Raw genomic sequence first — 23210 nt, 5'->3', positions numbered from 1 at the left:
CCGCTACGCACGCTCGGCTCCTTCCGCCAGCCTGATGGGCGGCAGGTACTCGCGCACATACGTCCGCTCCCAGCACGCGCCCGACTCCCGCAGCTCCCGCCAGGTGGTGTAGCGGTAGCGGAACAGGCGCGCGCGGACGTACCGGGGCGGGGTGTCCGGCGGGAAGGGGGAGCGGCGCAGCAGGCGCAGGGTGTCGCGGTCGTTCTCCAGCAGGCGTTCCACCAGGCCGCCGAACCATTCCCCGGCATAGGCGGGGGACAGCGCCGCGAACCACATCAGCCAGTCCAGGCGCAGATGGTAGGGGGCGAACTGGCGCGGCCAGTGCCGGGTGTCTCCGGGCTTGCCCCGGAACTCGTACTCCCGCCAGTCCGCGTCCTCGCGGGGTACGTCGTCCAGCGTGCCCTCGACCACGACCTCGTAGCGGACCCGGCTGACGCTGCCGAACGCGCCGTAGGTGTTCACCAGGTGCAGCGGGTCGAACGAACGGTTCATGACCTGGCGCCGGGAGATCATGTTGACCACGGGGTGGTAGCTCAGGAAGAGCAGCAGCGCGGCGAGAGCCAGCACCAGGACCTCGTACCACAGCGGCGCCGCCGGCACCGGCGGGGCGGACCCGGGCAGCCGCAGCGCGGACACGGCCAGCACGATGGTGATCCAGTTCAGCCAGGAGAAGTTGCCGGACAGCACCAGCCACAGCTGCGTGACGATCATCAGCGCGGCCGCGGCCGAGGCGATCGGCTGCGGCGTGAACAGCAGCACCGGCACGAGCAGTTGGGTCACATGGTTGGCGGCCACCTCCACCCGGTGCAGCGGCTTCGGCAGATGGTGGAAGAACCAGCTCAGCGGGCCCGGCATGGGCTGGGTCTCGTGGTGGTAGTACAGGCAGGTCAGCTTCCGCCAGCACGCGTCGCCCCGCAGCTTGATCAGCCCGGCGCCGAACTCCACCCGGAACAGGATCCAGCGCAGCAGGAACAGCACGAGGATCGGCGGCGCCACCTCGTCGTTGCCGAGGAACGCGGCCAGGAAACCCGTCTCCAGCAGCAGCGACTCCCAGCCGAACGCGTACCACGTCTGGCCCACGTTCACGACCGACAGATACAGCGCCCACGGCACCAGCCACAGCAGGATCCCGGCCCACAGCGGCAGCAGGGAGTCCGCGCCGGCCAGCAGCGCCGCCGACACCGCGCAACCGGCCCACGCGCAGCCGGCGAAGAAGCGGTCGGAGTAGTGCAGATGGAACAGGCTCGGCGCCCGTTTGAAGGGGATCCGCGCCACATAGTGGGGGATCGGCAGCATGCCTCGCTCGCCCAGCAGGGCCCGGAACTGCCGCGCGGCCGTCAGGAACGCCACCAGGTACAGGGCCGCCAGAGCCCGCTGGAGGACCAGCCGGCTCAGCCAGTAGTCGGGAGCGGTGAACCAGTTCACGGCCCTGCGCCCTTCGTCGCGGCCAAACCGCCGGTGTCGTCTTTCATCATGACCCGCCCCCGAGTTGCCGGCCAAACGGGAGCGATGCAAACCAGGAGGAGGAAGCACCCACAGTGATGGAGGATGTACGGTGCGGATATCCGCCGGATCCATCGTCGTGGCTTCCCGCCGCGCCCCAGGGACCCGGCCCCTACGGCGGTACCGCCCGTCTCGCCACTGTCAGCGCGGCCCGACCCCTGTCGTGCCGCGCGCCGACACCCACGTGCGTTCTGCGGCAACCCGCTGCGGTCGCCCGCGCCGGCCCGCGGCGGCTTCGGGGCCCGGGGCAGCGCCTGGTCCGGCTACCGTCCGGGCAGGTGATCGCGGTGACACCGGTACCCCGGGCGGTCACCGGCAGCGCCACCGTCAACGCCTCGACACGCTCCCGGATCGAACGCCGCTTCGGTCACGACGTACGCCACGACCAGGCCGTACCCGCGCCGGCCCGGGCCACCGCCGCGCCCTGCGGCGACGACGAGCCGGCGCAGACCGCATCCCCGGGCACCGCAGCGCCGTACCCCGTCCAGTCAGGTCCGCGGCAGAACCGGCCGGGCGCTTCTCCGGGCACGACCGGCAGACCCGCCGCCCACCACCCCGACGGCACCGGCCCGCCCGCCGGCGGAGCGCCCGGCGGAGCGCCCCAACGGACCGCCTCGGCCCCCGATCCGGCGGGCCCGCGGACCGCGCCGTCCCCCGCTCGGATCCCGGAAGCCCCGGCGGCGGACCGGTTCCGGACGTCACACCGGGCCCCGGCTCCGGGGCGGCCCCCCTGATGCGGCGGACGGCGGCGCCACCGCGGGTCGACCCGGCGGCTGGGCCCGTCCGGCATCGGCCCGTACGCCGCGGAGCTCACCGGAGGAACAGGTCGAAGAATCGGATAAATCCTGGCAAGGTGGGCGCATGGCAGTTCGGGCAGCGAGTGCCGTGTCACTCCCGGCGGACTGGCCCGCCCACCCGGATCCGATCCTGGCGCTCAACCGCATGGGCAGCTTCGACTGGGACCTGGACACGGGCCTGTTCCACATGGACGCCCAGGCCCACGAGGTGTTCGACCTGCTGCCAGGGGAGTACGACGGACACCCCGAGTCCCTGTCCCTCCGGGTGCCGCAGCCCGAGGTGGCCCGGCTGGACGCCCTGGTGGCCCAGGCCATCAAGGACGGCAGCGAGAACTACGGGGGCTACTTCCGCATCCGCTGCCGCGACGGCAGCCTCCGCTGGACCCACACCCAGGGCTACATCCGCCGGGACGACACCGGCCGTCCGCGCCGGGTCGTCGGCATCGTCCGCGACGCCACCGAGGAACTCACCGAGAGCGAGACACGCAGCCTGCGGGCCGCCCAGGACGAGGCGTTCCGCCAGCAGACCAGCGTCGTCCAGGCCGTCTCCGCCGCCCTCGCCCACGCGCGCAGCGTCCAGGAGGTCATCGACGCCCTCAAGGACACCCACGGAATCCGCCATCTCGGCGCGACCAGCCTGGTGATGGGGCTGGTCGAGGCCGGCCGCATCCGGCTGGTCGCGCAGGGGCCCGTCGAGGCCTCCGTCCCCGGCACCGGGGTCACCGGGATCGAGGAGCCGTACCCGATGAGCGAGGTCGTCCGCACGCTCCTGCCGCGGTTCATCGAGTCGCCGGAGGAGTTCGCCGAGGGCTATCCGATCCTCTGGCCGCACCTGACCGGCCTGCACGTCACCTCGGCCGCCTATCTGCCGCTGATCGCCCAGGCCCGCCCGATCGGCGCGATGGGGCTGCTCTACAGCGACCGGCGCGGCTTCTCCACCGAGGAGCGCGCCGTCCTGGTCGCCCTCGGCAGCAGCATCGCGCAGAGCCTGCAGCGGGCCATGCTCTACGAGCAGGAGAAGGACCTCGCCCAGGGGCTGCAGCAGGCGATGCTGCCCCGCACCATCCCCAGCGTCCGCGGCGCCGACGTCGCCGTCCGCTACCGCGCGGGCACCGCCGTGGGCGCCCTCGGCCGGGACATCGGCGGCGACTGGTACGACCTGATCCCGCTGCCCGGCGGCCGGGTCGGCGCGGTCATCGGCGACGTCCAGGGCCACGACACCCACGCGGCGGCCGTCATGGGCCAGCTGCGGATCGTGCTGCGCGCCTACGCCGCCGAGGGACACACCCCGGCGGCCGTGATGGCCCGTGCCTCCGTCTTCCTGCACGAACTCGACACCGACCGCTTCGCCACCTGCCTGTACGCCGAGGCCGACCTGTCCACCGGAGTCGTCCAGGCGGTCCGCGCCGGGCACATCGACCCGCTGATCCGGCACGCCGACGGCAGCTGCCGGCGGGCGCCGGTCGAGGGCGGCCTGCCGCTCGGGCTGTCCGCCGAGTTCGGCCGGCTGGACTACCCCGTCTCCACCCTCGAACTCGACCCGGGCCACACGCTGCTGCTGTGCACCGACGGGCTCGTCGAACAGCCCGGCGCCGACCTCGACGACGGCATGCGCCGCCTGACGGCGCTCGTCGCGGACGGCCCCGAGGACGTGCGCGAACTCGCCGACACGCTGATCCAGGTGGCCGAGGAGCAGGCCGGCGACGACGACGTGGCGCTGCTCCTGCTGCGCCGGCGCACCGCGGAGGCCCCGCCCGCCGGCGGCCGGCTCCAGCAGCACGTGGCGCCCGGCGACCCGCACGCCCTCACCCAGGCCCGGCACCTGATCCGCTCCGCGGTCCGCTCCTGGGGCTACCGCGACCGTGCCGACGAGATAGAGCTGGTCGCAGACGAGCTGATCACCAACGCGCTGATGCACACCGAGGGCTCCGCGATCGTGACCCTGCGGGCCCTCGACGGCGGCCACCGCAGGCTGCGGATCGAGGTCGAGGACTCCTCCAGCGCCCTGCCGCGCCGCCGCGAGGCGGGCGAGGACGGCGTCTCCGGACGGGGGCTGCTGCTCGTGGAGATGCTCGCCGACGCCTGGGGAGTGGAGGCGCGCGGCGGCGGCAAGGCGGTGTGGTGCGAGTTCCGCCGGGACGGCTGACCTGGTTCACCTGGCAGTGTCAGTGCCGGGTGGCACTCTGGACCCATGCCGGAACTGCCCGAGGTAGAAGCGCTGAAGGACTTCCTCACCGAGCACCTGGTCGGCCGCCGGGTGGCCCGCGTGCTACCGGTCGCCGTCAGCGTCCTGAAGACCTACGACCCGCCGGTCACCGCCTTCGAGGGCGCGGAGGTGACGGCCGTGCACCGGTACGGCAAGTTCCTGGACCTGGCGGCCGACAGCGGGCTGCACCTGGTGACCCACCTGGCCCGGGCCGGCTGGCTGCAGTGGAAGGACCGGCTGCCGGACGGCCCGCCCAAGCCCGGCAGGGGGCCGCTCGCGCTGCGCGTGGCGCTGGAGACCGGCGAGGGCTTCGACCTCACCGAGGCCGGCACCCAGAAACGCCTCGCGGTGTATGTCGTCCGCGACCCGCGGCAGGTCGAGGGCATCGCCCGGCTCGGCCCGGACCCGCTCGCCGCCGACTTCGACGAGGACCGCCTCGCCGCCCTGCTCAGGGAGGAGAGACGGCAGCTCAAGGGCGCCCTGCGCGACCAGTCCCTGATCGCCGGCGTCGGCAACGCCTACAGCGACGAGATCCTGCACGCCGCGAAGATGTCCCCGTTCAAGCTCGCCGCGTCCCTGACCCCGGGGGAGACCCACCGGCTCTACGAGGCGCTGCGCTCCACGCTCACCGAGGCGGTGGACCGCTCCCGGGGCCTGGCCGCCGGGCGGCTGAAGGCCGAGAAGAGGAGCGGCCTGCGCGTCCACGGCCGGACCGGCGAGCCCTGCCCGGTGTGCGGCGACACCATCCGCGAGGTCTCCTTCAGCGACTCCTCGCTGCAGTACTGCCCCACCTGCCAGACGGGCGGCAAGCCCCTGGCGGACCGCAGACTGTCCCGGCTGCTGAAGTAGTTCCTACGACGCATCCACGGACACCAGGTGCTGCCCGTCCGTGGTGCGCACCTCGTAGCGGGCGATCTGGTCGGGGTGCATCGTGGAGGACCCGAGGGTGGTGAAGGTGCCGGTGGCGTGGCCGGGCTCCATCCAGCCGCCGACGACCTGCTCGGAGCCGTCGCGTCCGACGACGACGAGCCGGCAGGCATGGGGACCGGTGCCGTCCTTCACCTTCAGCAGCAGTCGGCTGCCGGTGTCCCCGTCGTCGGCGGTGACCTCGGCCCACACTCCGGTCTTCGGATCGGTCGCCGCGGTGACATGCGCGGCCGGCTCCTCATGGCCGGTGAAGGCCACGATCCCGGATCCGGCCACGGCCAGCACCACTGAGGCGGCCAGGCCGTACAGAAAGCGCCGGCGGCGCGCCCGGTGCCGGTGCGCGACCTCGCCGAGCAGCCGGTCCAGCAGCCGGGGACCGGGCTGCGCCATGGGGTGCACAAAGCGCGGCGTGGCCCGGCGGTACAGCATCAACTGCCGTGTGGCGGGCCCGAATTCGGTGACCTGTGCCGCGCACTGAGGGCACTCCATGAGGTGGTCCTCGAAGCGGAAGGCCTCCGCCTCGTTCAGCACGCCGAGCGCGTACGCGCCGACGTCGCGATGCCTTTCCAGGGACCTCATGCCGAATCCTCGTGCCGATGGGTGCGGGTGGGGTTACTCCGTGCTCCCACCCGTACGCAGCCGACAGCCGAATCACTCAAGCCACCCACAGAATCCCGGACGAGAGATTCGGAGCCGCGCGGCCCGCGGATTGGTCCGGTTCCGGAAAACTTCGGAAAGCCCGGCGCGAGGGCTCAGAACAGATGGATCGCGAGGTGCCCGAGGGGCAGCCCGAGCCGCCACGCCGGAGTCCACACCTTCGGCCCGTCGTCCTCCCCGGCCGGCCCACCGCCGCCCGGCACCGCGTCCAGGTCCGGCGCGAGCAGCTCGGTCTCCTCCAGCCAGCGCCAGGCGTCGGCGGCGAGGGCCAGGTCGGGCGAGCGGGTGCCGGACCGCTTGTCCCGTTCCGTCAGCTCGGCCATGCGCTCGCCCACCCAGTCCCGCCACGGCTGGTCGTAGGCGGTCAGGGACAGCCAGTTCTCCAGCTGGGAGATCACCCGGATGCCGGACAGCTCCCCGTCGGTGTCGGACAGGAAGACGGTGAGCGCCAGGGCGTCCCGCCCCGCCCGGAACTCGAAGGAGGTCGGTGGCATCAGATCGCCGGTGCGCAGCAGCTCGTCGGCGATGTACTCGGCGTACAACCAGGCCATGGGGACGGCCAGTTCACCGCCGTCGGTGCCGTCCGTGCTCTCGTGCCCTCTGTGCAGCATCCCTTCCTGCCCTTCCTCCGGTATGCGCGCGTCGCCCGACCCCGGGTCCGGCCGCTTGCCCGGAACGCGGATGAGGACAGCCCATTGCCCCAACGGGGGGCACAGCAAGGCGCTTTACCGAGGTTTGACCCGGGCTCCGGTTTCAGTGCAGGTCGGCCGCATAATCCGGAAGGACCCGGCGCAGCGCGCGCAGCGCGTAGTACGCGCGGGACTTCACGGTACCGGGTGGCACGCCCAGGGTCTGCGCCGCTTCCGCCACACTGGCCCCGAGGAAGTACACGAGTACGAGTACGTCACGGTGCTCGGGCGTGAGTGTCTTCACAGCCTCCCGGACATCGAGCATCGCGGCGGCCCGTTCGGCGTGATCGGCGGTCACCCGTGCGCTCTCCGGGATCTCGGCGCCGCTCTCCGGGGGCCGGGCCTGCCGGGCCCGCCGGGCGTCGATCGCGAGCCGCCGGGCGACCGTCAGCAGCCAGGGCCGTACGGAGTCGTAGTCCTCGGCGTGCAGCGCCTCGGGATGCTGCCAGGCGCGCACCAGGGTCTCCTGGACCAGGTCCTCGGCGCGCTGCCGGTCGCCGTCGCAGAGCCTGAGCAGCAGGGTGAAGAGCGGTCCGCCGTGCTCACGCTGGAGCGCGGCCAGTTCGTGCTCGGCGGTCGTCGCCCCGTGGGCCCGTGCCGCCGCCTTGCGGATCAGTGAGGTTCCGGCCGTCATGGGCGTATGGCAGCGCAGAGCACGGGCGGGGGACAGGGTGCGCGTACGGCCGGAGCGACGGACGGTCGATCGCGTCGGCGAACGGTCGGACGAACGGTCCGCACAACCTTCCCGGACGTACAACCTTCCTGGACCGTACAGCCTTCCTGGACGAGCCGGTCGGCGGTCCCCGGCGGTCAGTCGGTGGGCCGTGTCCTGGCCAGCGCGGAGCGCTTGTAGGAGTAGCCGAAGTAGATCAGGCACCCGACCACGAACCACACGGCGAACCGCACCCAGGTCTGCCACTGCAGGAACGTGATCAGCCAGACCGAGAAGACGCAGCCCAGCGCGGGTACGACCGGCATCCACGGCGTGCGGAAGGTGCGCGGCAGCTCCGGGCGCCGGTAGCGCAGCACGATCACCGCGGCGCACACCACCACGAACGCCAGCAGGATGCCGATGTTGGTCAGCTCGGCGGCCGAGCCGATCGGGACGAACCCGGCGATGGCGGCCGCGGCCACCCCGACGATCCAGGTCACCCGGGTCGGCACGTGCCGCGTCGGGTGCGTCCTGGCGAACCACGGGGGCAGCAGACCGTCCCGGGACATGGAGAACCAGACCCGGGTGACGCCCAGCATGAACGTGAACATCACGGTGAGGATGCCGATGATCGCGCCGACCGCGATCACGTCCGCGAGCCCGTTCAGGCCCACCGCCTTGAACGCGCTCGAGAAACCGCTCTCCGGGTCGATGTGCCTGTAGTCCTGCATGCCGGTCAGCACCAGGCAGGCCGCCACGTACAGCACCATCGAGATCACCAGTGAGTAGATGATCGCCTTCGGCATGTGCCGCTGGGCGTCCCTGGACTCCTCGGCGGCGGTCGACATGGCGTCGTAGCCGAACACCGCGAAGAACACGGTCGCCGCGCCGGTGAAGACGCCGCCGATGCCGAACGGGACGAACGGGTGGTAGTTCGCCGAGTCGATGTGGAACACGCCCACCCCGATCACCAGCAGCACCACCAGCACCTTCACCACGACGACGAACGTCTCGAAGCGGGCCGCACTGCGGATGCCGAGGTTCAGCAGCCAGGCGATCAGCAGGCACAGGATCGCCGCGAACAGGTCCACCCGGTGCCCGGGACCGGTGCCCGGCGCCCCCAGCATCCAGTGCGGCAGCTTCGCGCCCATCTCCTGCACCAGGAAGCCGAAGTAGCCCGAGATGCCGATCGCCACCACCGCCACGATCGCGGTGTACTCCAGCAGCAGGTCCCAGCCGATGAACCAGCCCGCGAACTCGCCGAGCACCGCATAGCCGTACGTGTACGCCGATCCCGCCTTCGGGATGAGCCCGGCGAACTCGGCGTACGACAGCGCGGCACAGGCGCTCGCCACACCGGCGATCAGGAACGAGACCACCACCGCGGGGCCGGCCGTGCCGTTGGCGACCGTGCCGGCCAGCGTGAAGATGCCGGCGCCGATGATGCCGCCCACCCCGATCGCGGTGAGCTGCCACAGCCCGAGCGACTTCTCCAGCCGGGGGCCCTGGCCGACCTCGGTCTCCTCGATGTGTTCGATGGGTTTGCGGCGGAGAATCCCCTCACCCGCGCGGAGCCCGGCCATGCGCCTCACCTCTTCGCCGACGGCAACGGCTGACGCCGGATCATGATGGCTCAGGCCCGCAGCACAGGGAAGACGCCACGCACGGCCCCGGCGGGCGCCGCGAGTCCCGCCGGGAGAGGGTCTGCCGCGCGCGCCTACAACTGTCGGTTGTGACGTCGGCCTGATGAGCTGCGCCCTCGCCGGAGTGCTGCGGCCGGCGCCCCGCCCTACGGCACGACCGTCACCGGCCAGCGCCCCGCCTTCACCAGCCGGACCGCCACCGAGCCGATGATCCGGTGGCCGGCCTGCTCGGAGGCGCCGACGACCACCGCGTCCGCCTTGAGCTCGTCGGCCGCCTTGACCAGCCCGCTGTACGGGTCGCCGCGGAAGGTGTGGAACTCCCAGCGCACCTCGAATATCCCCTTGACCCGCTCGGCCGCCTCCCGGATGTAGGTGACCAGGTCCTCGGCGATCTCGTCGGTCGTCTCCGCCACCGGCGCCCCGAGCGCCGCCCCGGCGGCCAGTACCGGCTGCACGTACACCACGGCCAGCAGCGCCCGCTGCCGCCGGGCGAGCCCGCCGGCGTACGCCGCCGCACGCAACGAGGAGTCGGAGCCGTCCACCCCGACCAGGATGACCTTCGGCCCGTCCGTACCCCGCTCGAACTGGTGCGAGGGCGAGTGCGAGTGCTGTTCCGTCACAGCCGTGAGGCTATCGGAATCCACCGTTCCCGCAGAGCCGTGGGGGGCTGGGCCGGGGCCACGTCACTGTCCGGCGGGGCGGTCGCCGGGCGGGCCGGTCGTCGGGCGGGCCGGTCGGAGGGGCCGGTTCCGGGGCGGGCCGCTTTGGAGGTGGGCCGGTTTCCGGGTCGCCCGTTGCCGGGTGGCCCGGTTGTGGGCCGGACGGGTTGTCGGACGGGCGATCAAGTCCGGGTGCCGTCCGGGCGGGCGGGGCAGGGCTTCCCGGGACCACCTCGGCAGGCCCCCGGCGGGCGGAGCCGCGCGTGTCCTTGCCTCCCGTTCCGGGTCACGGTCCCGGCCTCGCTGGGGCCGCCCCGGCAGCCGCGTGCCCCCCTTGGGCCGCCCCGGTGTGCCTCGGCGTGCCAGGCGCGCGATCTCTTGTCGTTCGGTTCCGGCTCACGGTCCCGGCCTCGCTGGGGCCGCCCCGGCAGCCGCGTGCCCCCCTTGGGCCGCCCCGGTGTGCCTCGGAGTGCCAGGCGCGCGATCTCTTGTCGTTCGGTTCCGGCTCACGGTCCCGGCCTCCCTGGGGCCGCCCCGGCAGCCGCGTGCCCCCCTTGGGCCGCCCCGGTGTCCCTCGGAGTGCCAGGCGCGCGACCTCTTGTCGTTCGGTTCCGGCTCGCGGACCTGGCCTCGCGGGACTGCCCCGGCATCCCTCGGCGGTGATCCGGACGCGCCTTGGTGGCCGCCCCGGTGTCCCTCGTCGGGCGAGTCGTGCGGCCTCTGGCGCTTCGGGTCCGGCACTCGGTCCTGGACTCGTACGGCCACCCGCCATCCCTCGGCGCAACAGCCGCGCGCCCCCTGCGCCCGGGTCCGGCACGCGGCCTCGCTCACCCCGGCCGCCCCCGTACCTCCTCGACGGGCGAGCCGAGCGGCCCCTTTCTACAGTCGGAACCATGACCGCCAGCGCGGAGTCCGCCGCACGGAGGGATCCCACGGCCCCGGTACGCCCGCCCGCCGGTGGACGCCTCGGCTGGGTGCCCGAGGCCTTCGGGGCGCTCTTCGCCGCGCTCGGGCTGCTGTGCGCCCTGCTCGCGCTCATCGAACCGCTGCGTCGCCTGCTGCGCCCGGTCGCGCACGCCCTCGACCTGGTGCTCCTTCCCATCAGCGCCAATCTGGCCTACGCCGTCTTCCTGTTCCTGCTGGCCGGCGCCACCGCCGCCCGCAAGAAGGTCGCCTGGTGGCTGGTCGTCGTCTATCTCGGCCTGGTCGTCCTCACCGACGCGCTCGGCGTGAGCCTCGGCCTGTACGCCCAGTCGCTGCCGTCGCTGGTGCTGTGCGGCCTGCTGCTGCTCCTGCTCGTCGTGGCCAGAAAGGAGTTCTACGCCGCCTCCCGGCGCGGTGCCGTGTGGCGGGCGCTCGCCGTGCTGCTGGGCGGGCTCGCCGTGGCCATCCTGCTGGGCTGGGGCCTGGTCATGCTGTTCCCGGGCACCCTGCCGGCGAACGAGCACCTGGCCTGGGCGGCCGACCGGGTGTGCGGCGGCCTGGTCTCGGGCAGCTCCTTCTCCGGCCGCCCGCCCCGCAAGGTCACCTTCGTGCTCGGCCTGCTCGGCGCCCTGGCCCTGCTCAACGCCGCCGCCGCGCTGTTCCGCTCCCAGCGCCTGGAGGCCGCCCTGCACGACGACGAGGAGGCCCGCATCCGCGCCCTCCTGGCCGCCTACGGCGAACGGGACTCCCTCGGCTACTTCGCCACCCGCCGTGACAAGGCCGTGGTCTTCTCGCCCAGCGGCAAGGCCGCCGTCACCTACCGCGTCGAGGCCGGCGTCTGCCTGGCCAGCGGCGACCCCGTCGGGGACATGGAGGCCTGGCCGCACGCCATCGCCGCCTGGCTGGACGTGGCCCGCCGCTACGCCTGGGCGCCCGCCGTCATGGGCGCCTCCGAGGACGGCGCCCGCGCCTACGCCCGCGCCGGACTCGGCGCCCTCCAGCTCGGCGACGAGGCGATCGTGCAGGTGGCCGCCTTCGACCTGAACGGCCGGGACATGCGCGTGACCCGGCAGGCCGTGCACCGGGTCCGCCGTACCGGCGCCACCTGCCGCATCCGCCGGCACGCCACCCTCACCGAACGGGAGATGGAGGAGATCGTCGACAAGGCCGACGCCTGGCGCGACACCGAGACCGAGCGCGGCTTCTCCATGGCCCTGGACCGGCTCGGCGACCCCGCCGACGGCGACTGCCTGCTGGTGGAGGCCCTCGGCGAGGACGGCCGGCTCCTCGCCCTGCTCTCCTTCGTGCCGTGGGGCCGCGACGGCGTCTCCCTGGACCTGATGCGCCGTGACCGGGCCGCCCCCAACGGGGTCATGGAGTTCATGGTCGCCGAACTGTGCGCCGCCGCCCCCAAGCTGGGCGTCCGCCGGATCTCGCTGAACTTCGCGGTCTTCCGGTCGGTCTTCGAGGAGGGCGCCCGCATCGGCGCCGGCCCCGTCCTCAGGCTGTGGCGCCGCCTGCTGCTGTTCTTCTCGCGCTGGTGGCAGCTGGAGGCCCTGTACCGCTCCAACGCCAAGTACCACCCGGAGTGGTACCCGCGCTTCATCTGCTACGGCGACACCGCCGCCCTCGCCCGCATCGGCCTGGCCTCCGGCATCGCCGAAGGCTTCGTCTCCGTACCGTCGTTGCGCAAACTCTGGGGAAAAGGGCACCCGAAGGCCGGGCAGCGGCCCGCGACCACCCACGGGCTGCCGCCCCTGACGGCGCTCGGCCTCGCCGGAGGGGACCAGGCCGGGCCCGCACCACCGGACGCGGGTCTGCCGGAACAGGTCCGCGTCCGGTACCACAAGCTCGACCGGCTGCGCGCCGCCGGCACCGACCCCTACCCGGTCGGCGTCCCCGCCCCCACCCACGCCCTCGCCGACGTGCCGCCCGGCGAGGACGTCACCGTCGCCGGACGGCTCATGCTGGTCCGCGACTTCGGCGGCATCGTCTTCGCCGTGCTGCGCGACTGGTCCGGCGACCACCAGATCGCCCTCACCCGCGACCGCTCCGGCGCCGCCCTCGACCGCTTCACCGCCGGATGCGACATCGGCGACCACCTCACGGCGACCGGCCGCTCCGGCCTCAGCGACAAGGGCGAGCCCACCGTCTTCGTCACCTCCTGGCAGCTCACCGGCAAGTGTCTGCGCCCGCTGCCCGACAAACGCCGGGGTCTCACCGACCCCGAGGCGAAAGTCCGCCGCCGCTACCTCGACCTGGCCACCAGCCCCGCCGCCCGCGCGGTGCTCCGGGCCCGCTCAGCCGCCGTACAGGCCCTGCGCCAGGGCCTGCTGGACCGCGGCTTCGTGGAGGTCGAGACGCCGATGCTGCAGCCGATCCACGGCGGCGCGACCGCCCGCCCCTTCACCACCCACATCAACGCCTACGACCTCGACCTGTACCTGCGTATCGCCCCCGAGCTGTACCTGAAGCGGCTGTGCGTCGGCGGCCTGGAGAAGGTCTTCGAACTGGGCCGCACCTTCCGCAACGAGGGCGTCTCCTACAAGCACAACCCCGAGTTCACGATGCTGGAGGCCTACCAGGCGCACGCCGACTACGACGTGATGCTCGACCTCACCCGCGAGCTGATCCAGGGCGCGGCGACGGCCGCCTTCGGCTCCCCGGTGGCCCGCAAGGACGGGGAAGAGTACGACATCTCCGGGAAGTGGCCGGTCAGAACGGTCTACGGCGCGATCTCCGAGGTGCTGGGGGAGGAGATCGGCCCCGGCACCGAGCTGCTGCGGCTGCACCGGCTGTGCGACCGGGCCGGGGTGCCGTACACCGCCGACGACGGGCCCGGCGACATCGTCCTGGAGATGTACGAGCGCCTCGTCGAGGAACGCACCCAACTCCCCACCTTCTACAAGGACTTCCCCACCGACGTCTCCCCGCTGACCCGGCAGCACCGCACCGACCCGCGGCTCGCCGAGCGCTGGGACCTCGTTGCCTTCGGCACCGAACTCGGCACCGCCTACTCGGAGTTGACCGACCCCGTGGAACAGCGCCGGCGGCTCACCGAGCAGTCGCTGCTGGCCGCCGGCGGTGATCCGGAGGCCATGGAGCTGGACGAGGACTTCCTCCGGGCCCTCGAGTACGCGATGCCCCCGACGGGCGGCCTCGGCATCGGCGTCGACCGGCTCGTGATGTTCCTCACCGGCCTGACGATCAGGGAGACCCTGCCGTTTCCGCTGGTGCGCCGCCGCTGACACCGGGGACCGGGGCGGTCGTGCGGTCGTCGCGCCGGGGCAGGGTGGGCAGGGCGATGGCCGCGCCGGTCAGACAGAGCGCCGCACCGAGCTCGAAGCAGTGAGTTCAGTCCCCGGGGCAGCGCCGCTCCGGGACCGTGTGAAGCCCACGGGCGGCGCCAGCACACCGCAGCCGAACGTGATCAGCAGCAGCGGCACCAGTACGTCCGCGAAGTAGGCCGTCGTGTCGAAGGCGACCAGGAACGGGGCGACGGCCGGCAGAACCACCGCGAGCGCGCTGCGCGGTACGGCGTTCGTGTGTGTTCCCCCGTGTGCGGCCAGCTCGGCTCGACCCCCGTGTCCCTCTTGGCACTTGCTGCGGACCGATCGCTTGTCAGAGGCCCGCGCGGCGGATCACCACGGCGCCCGCGCTCGGCCGTTCGGGTGTATTCCCGCTGTCGTACCGGTGTCGTTGTGGAGCGCCGGAGTCATGGGGGGCGACTGATGGGTCATGCAGAAGGATCAGTTGCTCACCCGGCGGGGGATGTTCCTGGCCGGCGCCGCCGCGCTGGGCGCCGCGGGTACCGCCGGAGTCGTCCTCGCGGGCGGCGCCGAGGACAGCGCCGGTACCGCCGCCCCCGCTCCAGGACCGCAGGCCCGTCAGGCGCCGGGGTCCTCCGCCTTCCGGCTCCAGCCGCTCACCGGCTACGGACCGCCGCGTGCCGCGCCACGCAGACTGAAGGTCCGCAAGGAGCCCATTCTCCAGATCTCCGGGCGTGGCCGGCGCATGATGCTGACCTTCGACGACGGCCCCAACCCGGAGTACACCCCGCACATCCTGGACACCCTCGCCAAGTACGACGTGCGGGCCATGTTCTTCGTGTGTGGCGAGTGCGTCGTCGACAACAGGGAACTGGTGGCCCGGATGGCCGACGAAGGCCATGTCGTGGGCAACCACACCTGGACGCATCCGCTGCTGACGACCCTCAACCGCAAGCAGATCCGCTCCGAGATGAAGCGGACGAGTGATGTCATCGAGGACACCTACGGCGAGCGCCCGCAGTGGTTCCGCGCGCCCTACGGCGCCTGGAACCGGGCCGCATTCCAGCTGGGCGCCGAGATGGGCATGGAGCCGATGGCCTGGACGGTCGACACCACCGACTGGATGGAGCCCGGCACCGACACCATCGTCGACCGGGTGGAGAGCGGCGCCGCCCCCGGCGTCGTGGTGCTCTCCCACGACGCCGGGGGCGACCGGACACAGACCGTCGAGGCGATCCGTGAATGGCTGCCCCATCTCCTCGATTCCGGATACCACATGACCGTGCCGAGCCGGCGTGTGTGACCGTTTCCCGGGTCTTCGCCCGCCCGGTCGCGGCGGCGTCAGTTCACCGCGACCAGGCGGGCGAAGACGACGACGTTCCCGTCGTATCCGTTCTGCCTGGAAAAACCGCCGCCACAGGTGATCACCCGCAGTTCCGGTGTTCCCTTCGAGCCGTACACGCGGTCGCCGGGAAAACTGCTCTTGGAGAAGACCTCGACCCCATAGGTCTCGAACACCGCGGTCTTTCCGTCCTTGCGCAGGACCTCGATCCGGTTTCCCTTCCTCAGGGACCCGAGTCCGTAGAACACGGCCGGGCCCCGCTTGTTGTCGACATGCCCGACGATGACGGCGGTGCCCTTCTCGCCGGGGGAGACCGCACCGGTGAACCAGCCCGCCAGGTTGGGGTCCTCCGGTGGCGGCGCGGCGACCCAGCCCGCCGAGTCCAGACTGACGGGCATGACCGGCGCGTTCACCTGGATCGCGGGGATGCGGATCCGGCCGGCGGCGGAGAACCCGAGCGACGCCGGAGCCCTGGAGAAGGTGCCCGCGCCGACGCGGCTGTCGGGGGCCGCCGCCGAGGCAGGCTGCGGCGGACCGATGTCGAACTCCCCCGAACCGTTCCGGATGAGTGCCACACCGGTCAGCAGAACAAGCGCCAACACGCCCCATGGGGCGCGCCTCCTCCGCCGTTCCTCCTCCTCGGCGAGCTCGAAAAGCCCGGACGCAGACATTCGCCATCCCCTCTCGACGCGGCCTCGCCACAGCCATCGCGCATGGGAAAACGCTAAATCCCGTGTGCACCGCGGGCGAACGGGACGAATGGCGAACGGGTGGCCCACGGCCTGCCTGGTGCGCCATCCGAGTTGCCATTCCGAGAAAAATTCTGACGGCCCGTGACCTGCGGCAATATCCGATTATGTGCTTTTCGCGCGGTGTGTTGCCTCACCAGGACGGACGATTCTCGACGTGCGGGCGTGTTCCGCGCGCCGGACGGTCTTTCCGGGAGGTGTTTTCTCGCCGATCCACCGGGGACAGGCCCCGGGCACCTCCCGCGGAGGATCACATGCGAAACCAACGTGCCCTGGCGGCCGCGTGCACCGCGGTCGCCGTGCTCGGGTTCGCCGCCCCGGAAGCCGTCCCGCAAGGTATGGGCAACGGCGGCGGCCCGTACCACAACAACGCGGGCCTCGGCCCGGACGACGGCATCTCCGGCATCGACGGCAACCTCGACATCCCCGATCACTTCAACGACACCGCGAGCCACGGCCGCGCCCCGGCCCACGGGGACGACTCCGGTCAGGGCGACGACAACGGGGACGGCGGCCGGGGTGACGACTCCGACCGTCGTGGCGACAGCCTCGGCCGGGGTGACGACTCCGACCGCCGTGGCGAGAGCCTCGGCCGGGGTGACGACTCCGACCGCCGTGGCGAGAGCCTCGGCCGGGGTGACGACTCCGGCCAGGACGGCGACTTCGCCGACAGCGCGGACGACTTCGGCGGCGGTGGTGACGACGGCCCCCGGAACATCGTCGCCAAACCCGGCGTGCTTCCGGCCGGCGGGCGGCTCGCCGTCACCGTGGACGGCTGCCACGGCGGCACCATCTCCTCCCCCGCCTTCCGCACCACCCAGTTCAACGCCTTCCAGGACGACACCGCGCGCGGCACCATCAACGTCGACCGTGACGCACGTCCCGGCCGGTACGAGATCAGGATCCGCTGCGAGGGCAGGACCCTGATCCGCCCGGCCGCGTTCACCGTGCTCGGCGGTGTCCAGGGCGGTGTCGGCGGCGGCAGATCCACCGGTGCCACTCCGGTCGACATGGCCATCGGCGCCGGACTCGTGACCCTCGCGGTCGTGGGGGGCGGTGCGTTCTGGCTGCGCCGCCGGAACGAGAAGCGGACCTGACGCCCCTGCCGCCCGGCCTTCCCCAGGCCCCGAAGCCGTGCGGGGGACGTCGACACGGCAATCGCCCCGGCCCGCGGGGGAGCCGGGGCGAAGCCCTGCCGGAGATCCATGGTGTGCGGACGTTCGGGGAAACGCCCCGCGGTCGGGAGCTGTCAGGTGACCCCGGAGAACAGGTTCATGAACGGTTCCGCCGTCACCGCGATGCCCCGGCTGAAGGGGGCGTCGAAGTCCCAGATGAGGAACAGCATGAACGCGATGGTCGCGGAGAACAGCCCCGCCAGGACCAGCTCGCGCCGGGTGCGCCGGATCTGCAGCGCGAACACCATGCCGATGGTGACCACGGCCCCGGTGAGCAGGCCCCACCACACCACGGGCGGCATGGTGGCCCCGGTGGAGTCGGCACGGGCGTTGCGGGCCTGGTCGGCGGCGGTCATCTGGTCCAGCAGCGGCTGGTAGGCCTGCGCCTCGAAGTCGCTCCTGGGCCGGTAGTCGGTGACGTCCTGGCGGACCTTCTGCAGCAGCTGCGCGCCGCGGTCGGTGACGCGCTCGTCGTGCGCCATCGTCCGCCACTCGTGGTGGACGACATAGCTGACATAGGTGTTGACATCGTGGCGGACCTTGTCACGGACGTCGGGCGGGTAGACCCGGACCCGCTCCGAGATCTCGTGCAGCGCCTGGGCCTCGGACTGCACATGGTCCTGCGCGGAGCTGCGGGCCTCCCACACGCCCGCGATGGCAAGGCCCAGGACGATCGCGTACACGACACCGATCCACATCGTCATGTACTCGATGACGTCCGGGGTCTCGCTGGGATCCTCGTCCTCGGGGGCGCGCTTGTGCCGCACGACGGTGACGATCACCACCACGGCGCAGGCCGCCAGCATCGCGAGGACGAGAACAAGCCAATCCGGCAACGGATACCTCCAGAAGGTGAGCGGGGCCGGCGCGTCAGCGCGGGCGCAGGGCCGCGACGGCGACGATCGCCGGAACGGTGATGAGCAGGACGTAGACGACCGGTGTGGTGCGGCCGGGCGCGACATGCGCGGCGGTGTGGGGGTGGTACGCCGGATAGCTCACCGGCGTCGCCGAGGGCCGTGGGACGATCCTCGGCTTCGGCTCGGGTGCCGGCGGTGGCGTGGGGGTGGGTGTCGGGGTCGGCCGCGGGGCCGGTGGAGCCGGGGCGGGTGGGTCCGCCGGCTTCGGTTTCGGGATGGGTCTCGGCGCCGGACGCGGCGTCGGCTTCGGCGGTGGCGGCGTCGGAGTCGGAGTCGGCTTGGGCACCGGGGTCGGTGTGGGTGTGGGCGGGTCGGGCGTCGTACAGGGTGGCGGCGGGGACGGCCAGTGGTCGCCGGCGTAGGCCACCGCCACCGTGCCGTCCGGCCCCGTGGAGGCGTACGCGCAGGCGTCGGCCGACGCGCTGCCGGCCGGGCAGCCCACCAGGGTCCAGGTCAGCGCCGCCAGGGCCAACGCCCGTGCGGCGGGCGCGCATCGGGTCACTTCGGGTCCATGCACGCCAAGATCATGGGGTGCGGAACCCGGTCGTACGCCGTAGTGCGCCGGGATTGCTCCGAAGGGAGGACATAGTGCGATCCGTGGTTTGACGCGAAGAAAGGCGCTGTTGGTGCGGTACACACGCCCGTACGAGACCCGCTCACCGGCACGTGCGGCGGCACGGATCACAGCATGCGGAAAGAATTTCCCGAAGAACTTCCCCTCCCCGTTGAACGCTCCGGCCCCCTCCGTGCGTACCCATGGCCGTGCGGCGGCGCGGCAGAGCGCTGCAACATCCAGGCGAATATGGGGAGTTGGACATGAAGACCTCCTGGCGGACCGCCTCACTGGTGGCCACAGCCGCTGCGGTGCTGGCGCTGACGACGGCGTGCGGTCAGGACAACAGCACCACCCCGGCATCGGCGGCCCAGAACGTCGGCGCCACCGCGCCCGCGGGCAGCCCGACCACCGGCGCCGGTGTCGGCACCGGATCGGGCAACGGCTACGGCGCCGACGGCAACCAGAGCTCCAGCTCCCCGACCCCGGCCGCCCCCGCGGGCAAGCTCACCGTGGCCACCAACCCCGACCTGGGCAGCGTGGTGACCGACGGCTCCGGCCTCACCCTCTACCGGTTCGACAAGGACACCGCCAACCCGCCCAAGTCGAACTGCGCCGGCGACTGCGCCACCACCTGGCCGCCGGTGCCCGCCGACGACGCCACGGCCGGCGCCGGCATCGACAAGGCGCTGCTCGGCGAGGTCACCCGCGCCGACGGCAGCAAGCAGCTCACCATCGGCGGCTGGCCCGCCTACCGCTACGCCAAGGACGTCAACGCCGGGGACGTCAACGGCCAGGGCGTGGGCGGCAAGTGGTTCGCGCTGGCCCCGAACGGCAAGAAGGCCTCCCTGGCCGCCCTGCCCGGTCTGTCCGTCCGCAAGGACCCCAAGCTGGGCGACATCGTCGTCGACAAGAACGGCATGACGGTCTACCGCTTCCTCAAGGACAAGGCCTGGCCGAAGTCCGTCTCCAACTGCACCGGGGCCTGCCTGCAGAAGTGGCCGGCCGTCGGCATCGTCAAGCCCGAGGACACCCAGGGCGTCAAGAAGAAGGGGCTGATGGGCTTCACCCGGCCCGACGGCGTCAAGCAGATGACGGTCAACTGCTGGCCGATCTACACCTTCTCCGGGGACAAGGCCCCCGGCGACACCAACGGTCAGGGCGTCGGCGGCACCTGGTACGCCGTCTCGCCCGACGGCAAGCCGGTCGGCGCGCCGGGCAACTAGATCACCTCCCCAGGGTCGATCGCCCCGCCCGGCCCGGAGCGCCACCGAAGGTCCGCCCCCTCCGCACCGCACGGAGGGGGCGGACCGTTGTTTTGTGCCGGAAATCCGTCACGCAGCGGTGTCATACGGGAACTTGCCGCAGGCAGTGGCGGGGAACGGACGGTCAATTTCCGTTTTGGGTCGCTCCTTCGCCGGGCGATCAGTAGCCTCAGCTCGAACACCGGATCGCCTGTCCCTGTCCCCTACCCTTGGAGAGATACATGGAGCGCCCCGCCTGGGCCCCACGGAGCATCGACATCACGGTGCCGAGCGTCTCGCGGATCTACGACTACTACCTGGGCGGCTCGCACAACTTCGAGGTGGACCGGGAAGCGGCCCGCAAGGCGATGGAGTTCATGCCGGGCCTGCCGAAGATCATGCAGGCCAACCGGGCGTTCATGCGCCGTGCCGTGCGGTTCGCGGCCGGGGAGGGCATCACCCAGTTCCTCGACGTCGGCTCCGGCATCCCGACCTTCGGCAACGTCCACGAGGTGGCCCAGGCCGCCGTACCGGGCGCCCACGTGGTCTACGTCGACCACGACCCGGTCGCCGTCGCGCACAGCCAGGCGGTGCTGGCCGGGAACGACGAGGCGGACGTGGTCGCGGCGGACCTGCGCAAGCCGCAGGAGATCCTCTCCAGCCCCCAGGTGGAGCGGCTGATCGACCGGAACCGGCCAGTTGCCCTCCTTCTCGTTGCCATACTGCACTTCGTGGAAGACGCGGACGACCCCTACGGTGCGGTGGCCGAGCTGCGCGACGCGCTCGCGCCCGGCAGCCTGCTGATCCTCACCCATGCCTCGTACGAGGGAATCCCGGTGCCCGCCGAGCGGGCCGAGGGCGCGGTGGACGTATACAAGGACATTCGCAATCCGCTCATCATGCGCTCGCGCGACGACATCGCGCGGTTCTTCGAGGGGTACGACATGGTGGAACCGGGACTGGTGCCGATGCCGCACTGGCGGCCGGAGTCGGCGCCTCAGGACGAGGACCCGTTCGCCTTCTCCGGATTCGCCGGCGTGGGGCGTACGGCGTGAGCGCCGAGCCGGACGGGCCGGAGGACAGACTGCGCCGGTTCACGACGATCTGGAGCCGGGCGGTCTACCCCGTGACCTCCACGTCGCTGACCCGAGCCGAGTTCGAGGAACAACTGCTTCCGCTCGCACGCCGGTTGAGTGGGCTGCTGCGGGCGCACGGCTTCGACGCGGACGGCGCGAAGGCGGTCGGCGCCGCCCTGGTCGGCGCGCACTGCACCGACCCCGAGGCACTCACCCGCACCCTGGACTGCGTGGACGCCTACCTGGTGCTGTACTGCGCCGAGGACGGCCCCCAGGACGAACCGCGGCTGCGCTGCTCGCGGTTGCAGCACGCGATGGCCGCCGGATACGCCGAGGCGCTGCGCGAACGCACCCTCGCCGAGCAGGAGTCCATCGCCCAGGCCGCGCTCCGGGCCCAGGGCGTGGTCGCGCAGGCGCTGCACGCAAGCGAGGCCCGCTTCCGCGCGGTCTTCGAGGGCGCCGCCATAGGGATCGGCATCGCCGACCTCGACGGCAACGTCCTGCAGGTCAACCAGGCGCTGCTGCGCATGTTCGGGCAAACCGACCACGCCCTGCGCGGCCGCCGCGTCCAGGACTGGGTGCACCCCGAGGACGCGCCGCAGACCTGGAAGCTCTACGACGAACTCGTCCGCGGCGAGCGCGAGCACTACCACCTCGAAAAGGCCTTCAACCGCCCCGACGGCACGGTGCTGTGGACCAACCTCACGGTCTCCCTGCTGCGCGACGCCGACGGCGCCCCGCAGTACCAGCTCGCCCTCATGGAGGACACCACCGAGCGCCGGCTGCTCAACCTCCGGCTGCGCTACGAGGCCACCCACGACGCGCTCACCGGACTGCCCAACCGCAGCCTGTTCTTCGAGCGCCTGGAGAAGGCCCTGAACGCGGGTGAGGGCCAGCGCTTCGGCCTGTGCTACCTCGACCTGGACGGCTTCAAGACCATCAACGACAGCCTCGGGCACGCCGCCGGCGACCGGCTGCTGGTGGAGGTCGCCGACCGGCTGCAGTCCTGTGCGACCGCCCCCGGTGAGATGGTCGCCCGGCTCGGCGGCGACGAGTTCGTGGCCCTCACCACCGGTCCGGGCACCGAGCGCAAGGTGGACGAGCTCGCCGAGCGCATCATGAACGCCCTCGTCACGCCCGTCAGCATCGACGGCCGTGACCTGCTGGTGCGCGGCAGCCTCGGCATCGTCGAGGGCCCGGCGGGCGAGCGCACGGCGGCGGAGGTCCTGCGCAGTGCCGACATCACCATGTACCGGGCCAAATCGGCGGGCGGCAACCGCTCCGAACTCGCCGACCCTGAGGCCGACGCCCGCGCGATCACCCGCCACGGCCTGACCACGGCCCTGCCCACGGCCCTGGAGCGCGGCGAGTTCTTCATCGAGTACCAGCCGCTGGTCCACCTCGGCGACGGCAGCGTCCGGGGCGCCGAGGCCCTCGTCCGCTGGCTGCACCCGCAGCACGGCGTCCTCGGCCCCGACCGCTTCATCCCGCTCGCCGAGCACACCGGCCTGATCGTCCCGCTCGGCCGCTGGGTCCTGGAGGAGTCCATCCGCCAGGCCCGCGCCTGGCGAGAACGCCACGGTGAGGAGACCACCGCCGGTCCGCTGCGCATCAACGTCAACCTCTCGCCGTGCCAGCTCAGCCATCCGGGCCTGGTGCAGGACACCGTCGACATCCTCGAGCGCGCGGGCGTCGCCCCGGACGCCCTGTGCCTGGAGGTCACCGAGTCCGCGCTCATCGGCGCCGACGACGACCTGCTCAAACCCCTGCACCGGCTGGCCGAGATGGGCGTCGACATCGCCCTGGACGACTTCGGCACCGGCTACTCGAACCTGGCGAATCTGCGCCGCCTCCCGGTGCGCATCCTCAAACTGGACCGCTCCTTCACCCGGGGCATGCAGCAGTTCCCCGCCGACCCCGTCGACCTCAAGATCGTCGAGGGGATCGTCACCCTCGCCCACAGCCTCGACCTCGCGGTCACCGTCGAGGGCGTGGAAACCGGCGCCCAGGCCGAACAACTCCGGATACTGGGCTGCGACACGGCCCAGGGCTGGTACTACGCCAGGCCGGGCCCACCGGATCGCCTGCACGACCTGGCCTTGGTGGACGCAACGGGCTGAGCCTTTCAAAGAGGGGCAGCGCAGTTCCCCGAGGGGCGCGGGGAACTGCGCGAACAACCACGACGAACGGAAAGCCCGAAACGGCGATTCGAAGGCAGACGCATCCGA

19 protein-coding genes are annotated in these 23210 nt (G+C 72.2%); 9 read left to right on the top strand and 10 right to left on the bottom strand.

What is annotated here, in order from left to right; all coding sequences use genetic code 11:
* Positions 1–3: 3 nt before the first annotated feature.
* Entirely contained in the window at positions 4–1425 is a 1422-nt protein-coding gene (locus FB563_RS36135; protein WP_055708990.1) for a lipase maturation factor family protein, read from the bottom strand.
* 365 nt (positions 1426–1790) lie between these two features.
* Here FB563_RS36135 and FB563_RS36130 point away from each other — a divergent pair, with 365 nt between their 5' ends.
* From FB563_RS36130 to FB563_RS36120, 3 genes are all read left to right on the top strand, one after another.
* On the top strand, positions 1791–2237 hold the full coding sequence (locus FB563_RS36130) for a hypothetical protein (protein WP_055708989.1): 447 nt from the start codon (positions 1791–1793) through the stop codon (positions 2235–2237).
* Between the two features lie 127 nt (positions 2238–2364).
* Positions 2365–4446, top strand: coding sequence for a SpoIIE family protein phosphatase (locus tag FB563_RS36125; RefSeq protein ID WP_055708988.1), 2082 nt, complete (start codon positions 2365–2367; stop codon positions 4444–4446).
* A gap of 45 nt (positions 4447–4491) precedes the next feature.
* Entirely contained in the window at positions 4492–5355 is an 864-nt protein-coding gene (locus FB563_RS36120) for an Fpg/Nei family DNA glycosylase (RefSeq protein WP_055708987.1), read from the top strand.
* A gap of 3 nt (positions 5356–5358) precedes the next feature.
* Here the strand turns inward: FB563_RS36120 and FB563_RS36115 are convergent, their stop codons facing one another.
* The 5 genes from FB563_RS36115 to FB563_RS36090 form a co-directional block, all read right to left on the bottom strand.
* Positions 5359–6012, bottom strand: coding sequence for a zf-HC2 domain-containing protein (locus FB563_RS36115; protein ID WP_055708986.1), 654 nt, complete (start codon positions 6010–6012; stop codon positions 5359–5361).
* A 173-nt stretch (positions 6013–6185) separates the two neighbouring features.
* Positions 6186–6701 carry a hypothetical protein gene (locus FB563_RS36110; RefSeq protein WP_055708985.1) on the bottom strand — a complete coding sequence of 172 codons (516 nt, stop codon included), beginning with the start codon at positions 6699–6701 and terminating at the stop codon, positions 6186–6188.
* A 142-nt stretch (positions 6702–6843) separates the two neighbouring features.
* Complete coding sequence (locus tag FB563_RS36105; protein WP_055708984.1) at positions 6844–7413, bottom strand: sigma-70 family RNA polymerase sigma factor; 570 nt, start codon at positions 7411–7413, stop codon at positions 6844–6846.
* Positions 7414–7589: 176 nt separating this feature from the next.
* Positions 7590–9014 carry an amino acid permease gene (locus FB563_RS36100; protein WP_055708983.1) on the bottom strand — a complete coding sequence of 475 codons (1425 nt, stop codon included), beginning with the start codon at positions 9012–9014 and terminating at the stop codon, positions 7590–7592.
* A 206-nt stretch (positions 9015–9220) separates the two neighbouring features.
* The gene (locus FB563_RS36090) at positions 9221–9694 is read right to left on the bottom strand and encodes a universal stress protein (RefSeq protein WP_055708982.1); all 474 of its coding nucleotides are present in this window, start codon (positions 9692–9694) and stop codon (positions 9221–9223) included.
* Between the two features lie 932 nt (positions 9695–10626).
* Here FB563_RS36090 and lysX point away from each other — a divergent pair.
* Positions 10627–13905, top strand: a complete 3279-nt coding sequence (lysX, locus tag FB563_RS36085) for a bifunctional lysylphosphatidylglycerol synthetase/lysine--tRNA ligase LysX (RefSeq protein ID WP_055708644.1) — start codon at positions 10627–10629, stop codon at positions 13903–13905.
* 69 nt (positions 13906–13974) lie between these two features.
* Here lysX and FB563_RS36080 read toward each other — a convergent pair whose 3' ends face one another.
* Positions 13975–14172, bottom strand: coding sequence for a hypothetical protein (locus tag FB563_RS36080; RefSeq protein WP_055708645.1), 198 nt, complete (start codon positions 14170–14172; stop codon positions 13975–13977).
* Positions 14173–14395: 223 nt separating this feature from the next.
* Between FB563_RS36080 and FB563_RS36075 the strand changes: the two genes are divergently transcribed.
* Positions 14396–15229 carry a polysaccharide deacetylase family protein gene (locus tag FB563_RS36075; protein ID WP_055708646.1) on the top strand — a complete coding sequence of 278 codons (834 nt, stop codon included), beginning with the start codon at positions 14396–14398 and terminating at the stop codon, positions 15227–15229.
* A gap of 38 nt (positions 15230–15267) precedes the next feature.
* Here the strand turns inward: FB563_RS36075 and FB563_RS36070 are convergent, their stop codons facing one another.
* Positions 15268–15939, bottom strand: coding sequence for a class F sortase (locus FB563_RS36070; protein WP_055708647.1), 672 nt, complete (start codon positions 15937–15939; stop codon positions 15268–15270).
* Between the two features lie 332 nt (positions 15940–16271).
* Between FB563_RS36070 and FB563_RS36065 the strand changes: the two genes are divergently transcribed.
* Positions 16272–17114 carry a hypothetical protein gene (locus tag FB563_RS36065; RefSeq protein ID WP_063797124.1) on the top strand — a complete coding sequence of 281 codons (843 nt, stop codon included), beginning with the start codon at positions 16272–16274 and terminating at the stop codon, positions 17112–17114.
* A gap of 152 nt (positions 17115–17266) precedes the next feature.
* On the opposite strand, the gene FB563_RS36060 is transcribed toward FB563_RS36065, so the two are convergent.
* Together FB563_RS36060 and FB563_RS36055 are read right to left on the bottom strand one after the other, a co-directional pair.
* The gene (locus FB563_RS36060; RefSeq protein ID WP_079048975.1) at positions 17267–18028 is read right to left on the bottom strand and encodes a bestrophin-like domain; all 762 of its coding nucleotides are present in this window, start codon (positions 18026–18028) and stop codon (positions 17267–17269) included.
* Positions 18029–18062: 34 nt separating this feature from the next.
* Positions 18063–18626 carry a hypothetical protein gene (locus FB563_RS36055; protein WP_142219173.1) on the bottom strand — a complete coding sequence of 188 codons (564 nt, stop codon included), beginning with the start codon at positions 18624–18626 and terminating at the stop codon, positions 18063–18065.
* A 299-nt stretch (positions 18627–18925) separates the two neighbouring features.
* Between FB563_RS36055 and FB563_RS36050 the strand changes: the two genes are divergently transcribed.
* The 3 genes from FB563_RS36050 to FB563_RS36040 all read left to right on the top strand — a co-directional run bounded on the left by FB563_RS36050 (position 18926) and on the right by FB563_RS36040 (position 23102).
* Positions 18926–19888: an SCO0930 family lipoprotein gene (locus FB563_RS36050; RefSeq protein WP_055710540.1), complete on the top strand. Its 963-nt coding sequence runs from the start codon at positions 18926–18928 to the stop codon at positions 19886–19888.
* Between the two features lie 260 nt (positions 19889–20148).
* A complete protein-coding gene (locus tag FB563_RS36045; protein ID WP_055710539.1) occupies positions 20149–20961 on the top strand; it encodes an SAM-dependent methyltransferase in 813 nt (270 codons plus the stop codon).
* On the top strand, positions 20958–23102 hold the full coding sequence (locus FB563_RS36040; RefSeq protein WP_055710538.1) for a putative bifunctional diguanylate cyclase/phosphodiesterase: 2145 nt from the start codon (positions 20958–20960) through the stop codon (positions 23100–23102). The genes FB563_RS36045 and FB563_RS36040 overlap by 4 nt, the downstream gene beginning before the upstream one ends.
* Positions 23103–23210: the final 108 nt, after the last annotated feature.

Origin of the sequence: Streptomyces puniciscabiei (genome assembly GCF_006715785.1) — a bacterium.
Taxonomy (GTDB): domain Bacteria; phylum Actinomycetota; class Actinomycetes; order Streptomycetales; family Streptomycetaceae; genus Streptomyces; species Streptomyces puniciscabiei.
The sequence above is the reverse complement of the archived record's forward strand: the minus strand, read 5'-3'. Positions and strand labels throughout refer to the sequence as shown.

What these genes read in the sequence shown, in the direction of transcription:
- FB563_RS36105 (WP_055708984.1), bottom strand. Translation starts at nt 7,413, where the DNA reads ATGACGGCCGGAACCTCACTGATCCGCAAGGCGGCGGCACGGGCCCAC.
- FB563_RS36050 (WP_055710540.1), top strand. Translation starts at nt 18,926, where the DNA reads ATGAAGACCTCCTGGCGGACCGCCTCACTGGTGGCCACAGCCGCTGCG.
- FB563_RS36045 (WP_055710539.1), top strand. Translation starts at nt 20,149, where the DNA reads ATGGAGCGCCCCGCCTGGGCCCCACGGAGCATCGACATCACGGTGCCG.
- FB563_RS36110 (WP_055708985.1), bottom strand. Translation starts at nt 6,701, where the DNA reads ATGCTGCACAGAGGGCACGAGAGCACGGACGGCACCGACGGCGGTGAA.
- FB563_RS36070 (WP_055708647.1), bottom strand. Translation starts at nt 15,939, where the DNA reads ATGTCTGCGTCCGGGCTTTTCGAGCTCGCCGAGGAGGAGGAACGGCGG.
- lysX (WP_055708644.1), top strand. Translation starts at nt 10,627, where the DNA reads ATGACCGCCAGCGCGGAGTCCGCCGCACGGAGGGATCCCACGGCCCCG.
- FB563_RS36120 (WP_055708987.1), top strand. Translation starts at nt 4,492, where the DNA reads ATGCCGGAACTGCCCGAGGTAGAAGCGCTGAAGGACTTCCTCACCGAG.
- FB563_RS36075 (WP_055708646.1), top strand. Translation starts at nt 14,396, where the DNA reads ATGCAGAAGGATCAGTTGCTCACCCGGCGGGGGATGTTCCTGGCCGGC.
- FB563_RS36115 (WP_055708986.1), bottom strand. Translation starts at nt 6,012, where the DNA reads ATGAGGTCCCTGGAAAGGCATCGCGACGTCGGCGCGTACGCGCTCGGC.
- FB563_RS36125 (WP_055708988.1), top strand. Translation starts at nt 2,365, where the DNA reads ATGGCAGTTCGGGCAGCGAGTGCCGTGTCACTCCCGGCGGACTGGCCC.
- FB563_RS36100 (WP_055708983.1), bottom strand. Translation starts at nt 9,014, where the DNA reads ATGGCCGGGCTCCGCGCGGGTGAGGGGATTCTCCGCCGCAAACCCATC.
- FB563_RS36065 (WP_063797124.1), top strand. Translation starts at nt 16,272, where the DNA reads ATGCGAAACCAACGTGCCCTGGCGGCCGCGTGCACCGCGGTCGCCGTG.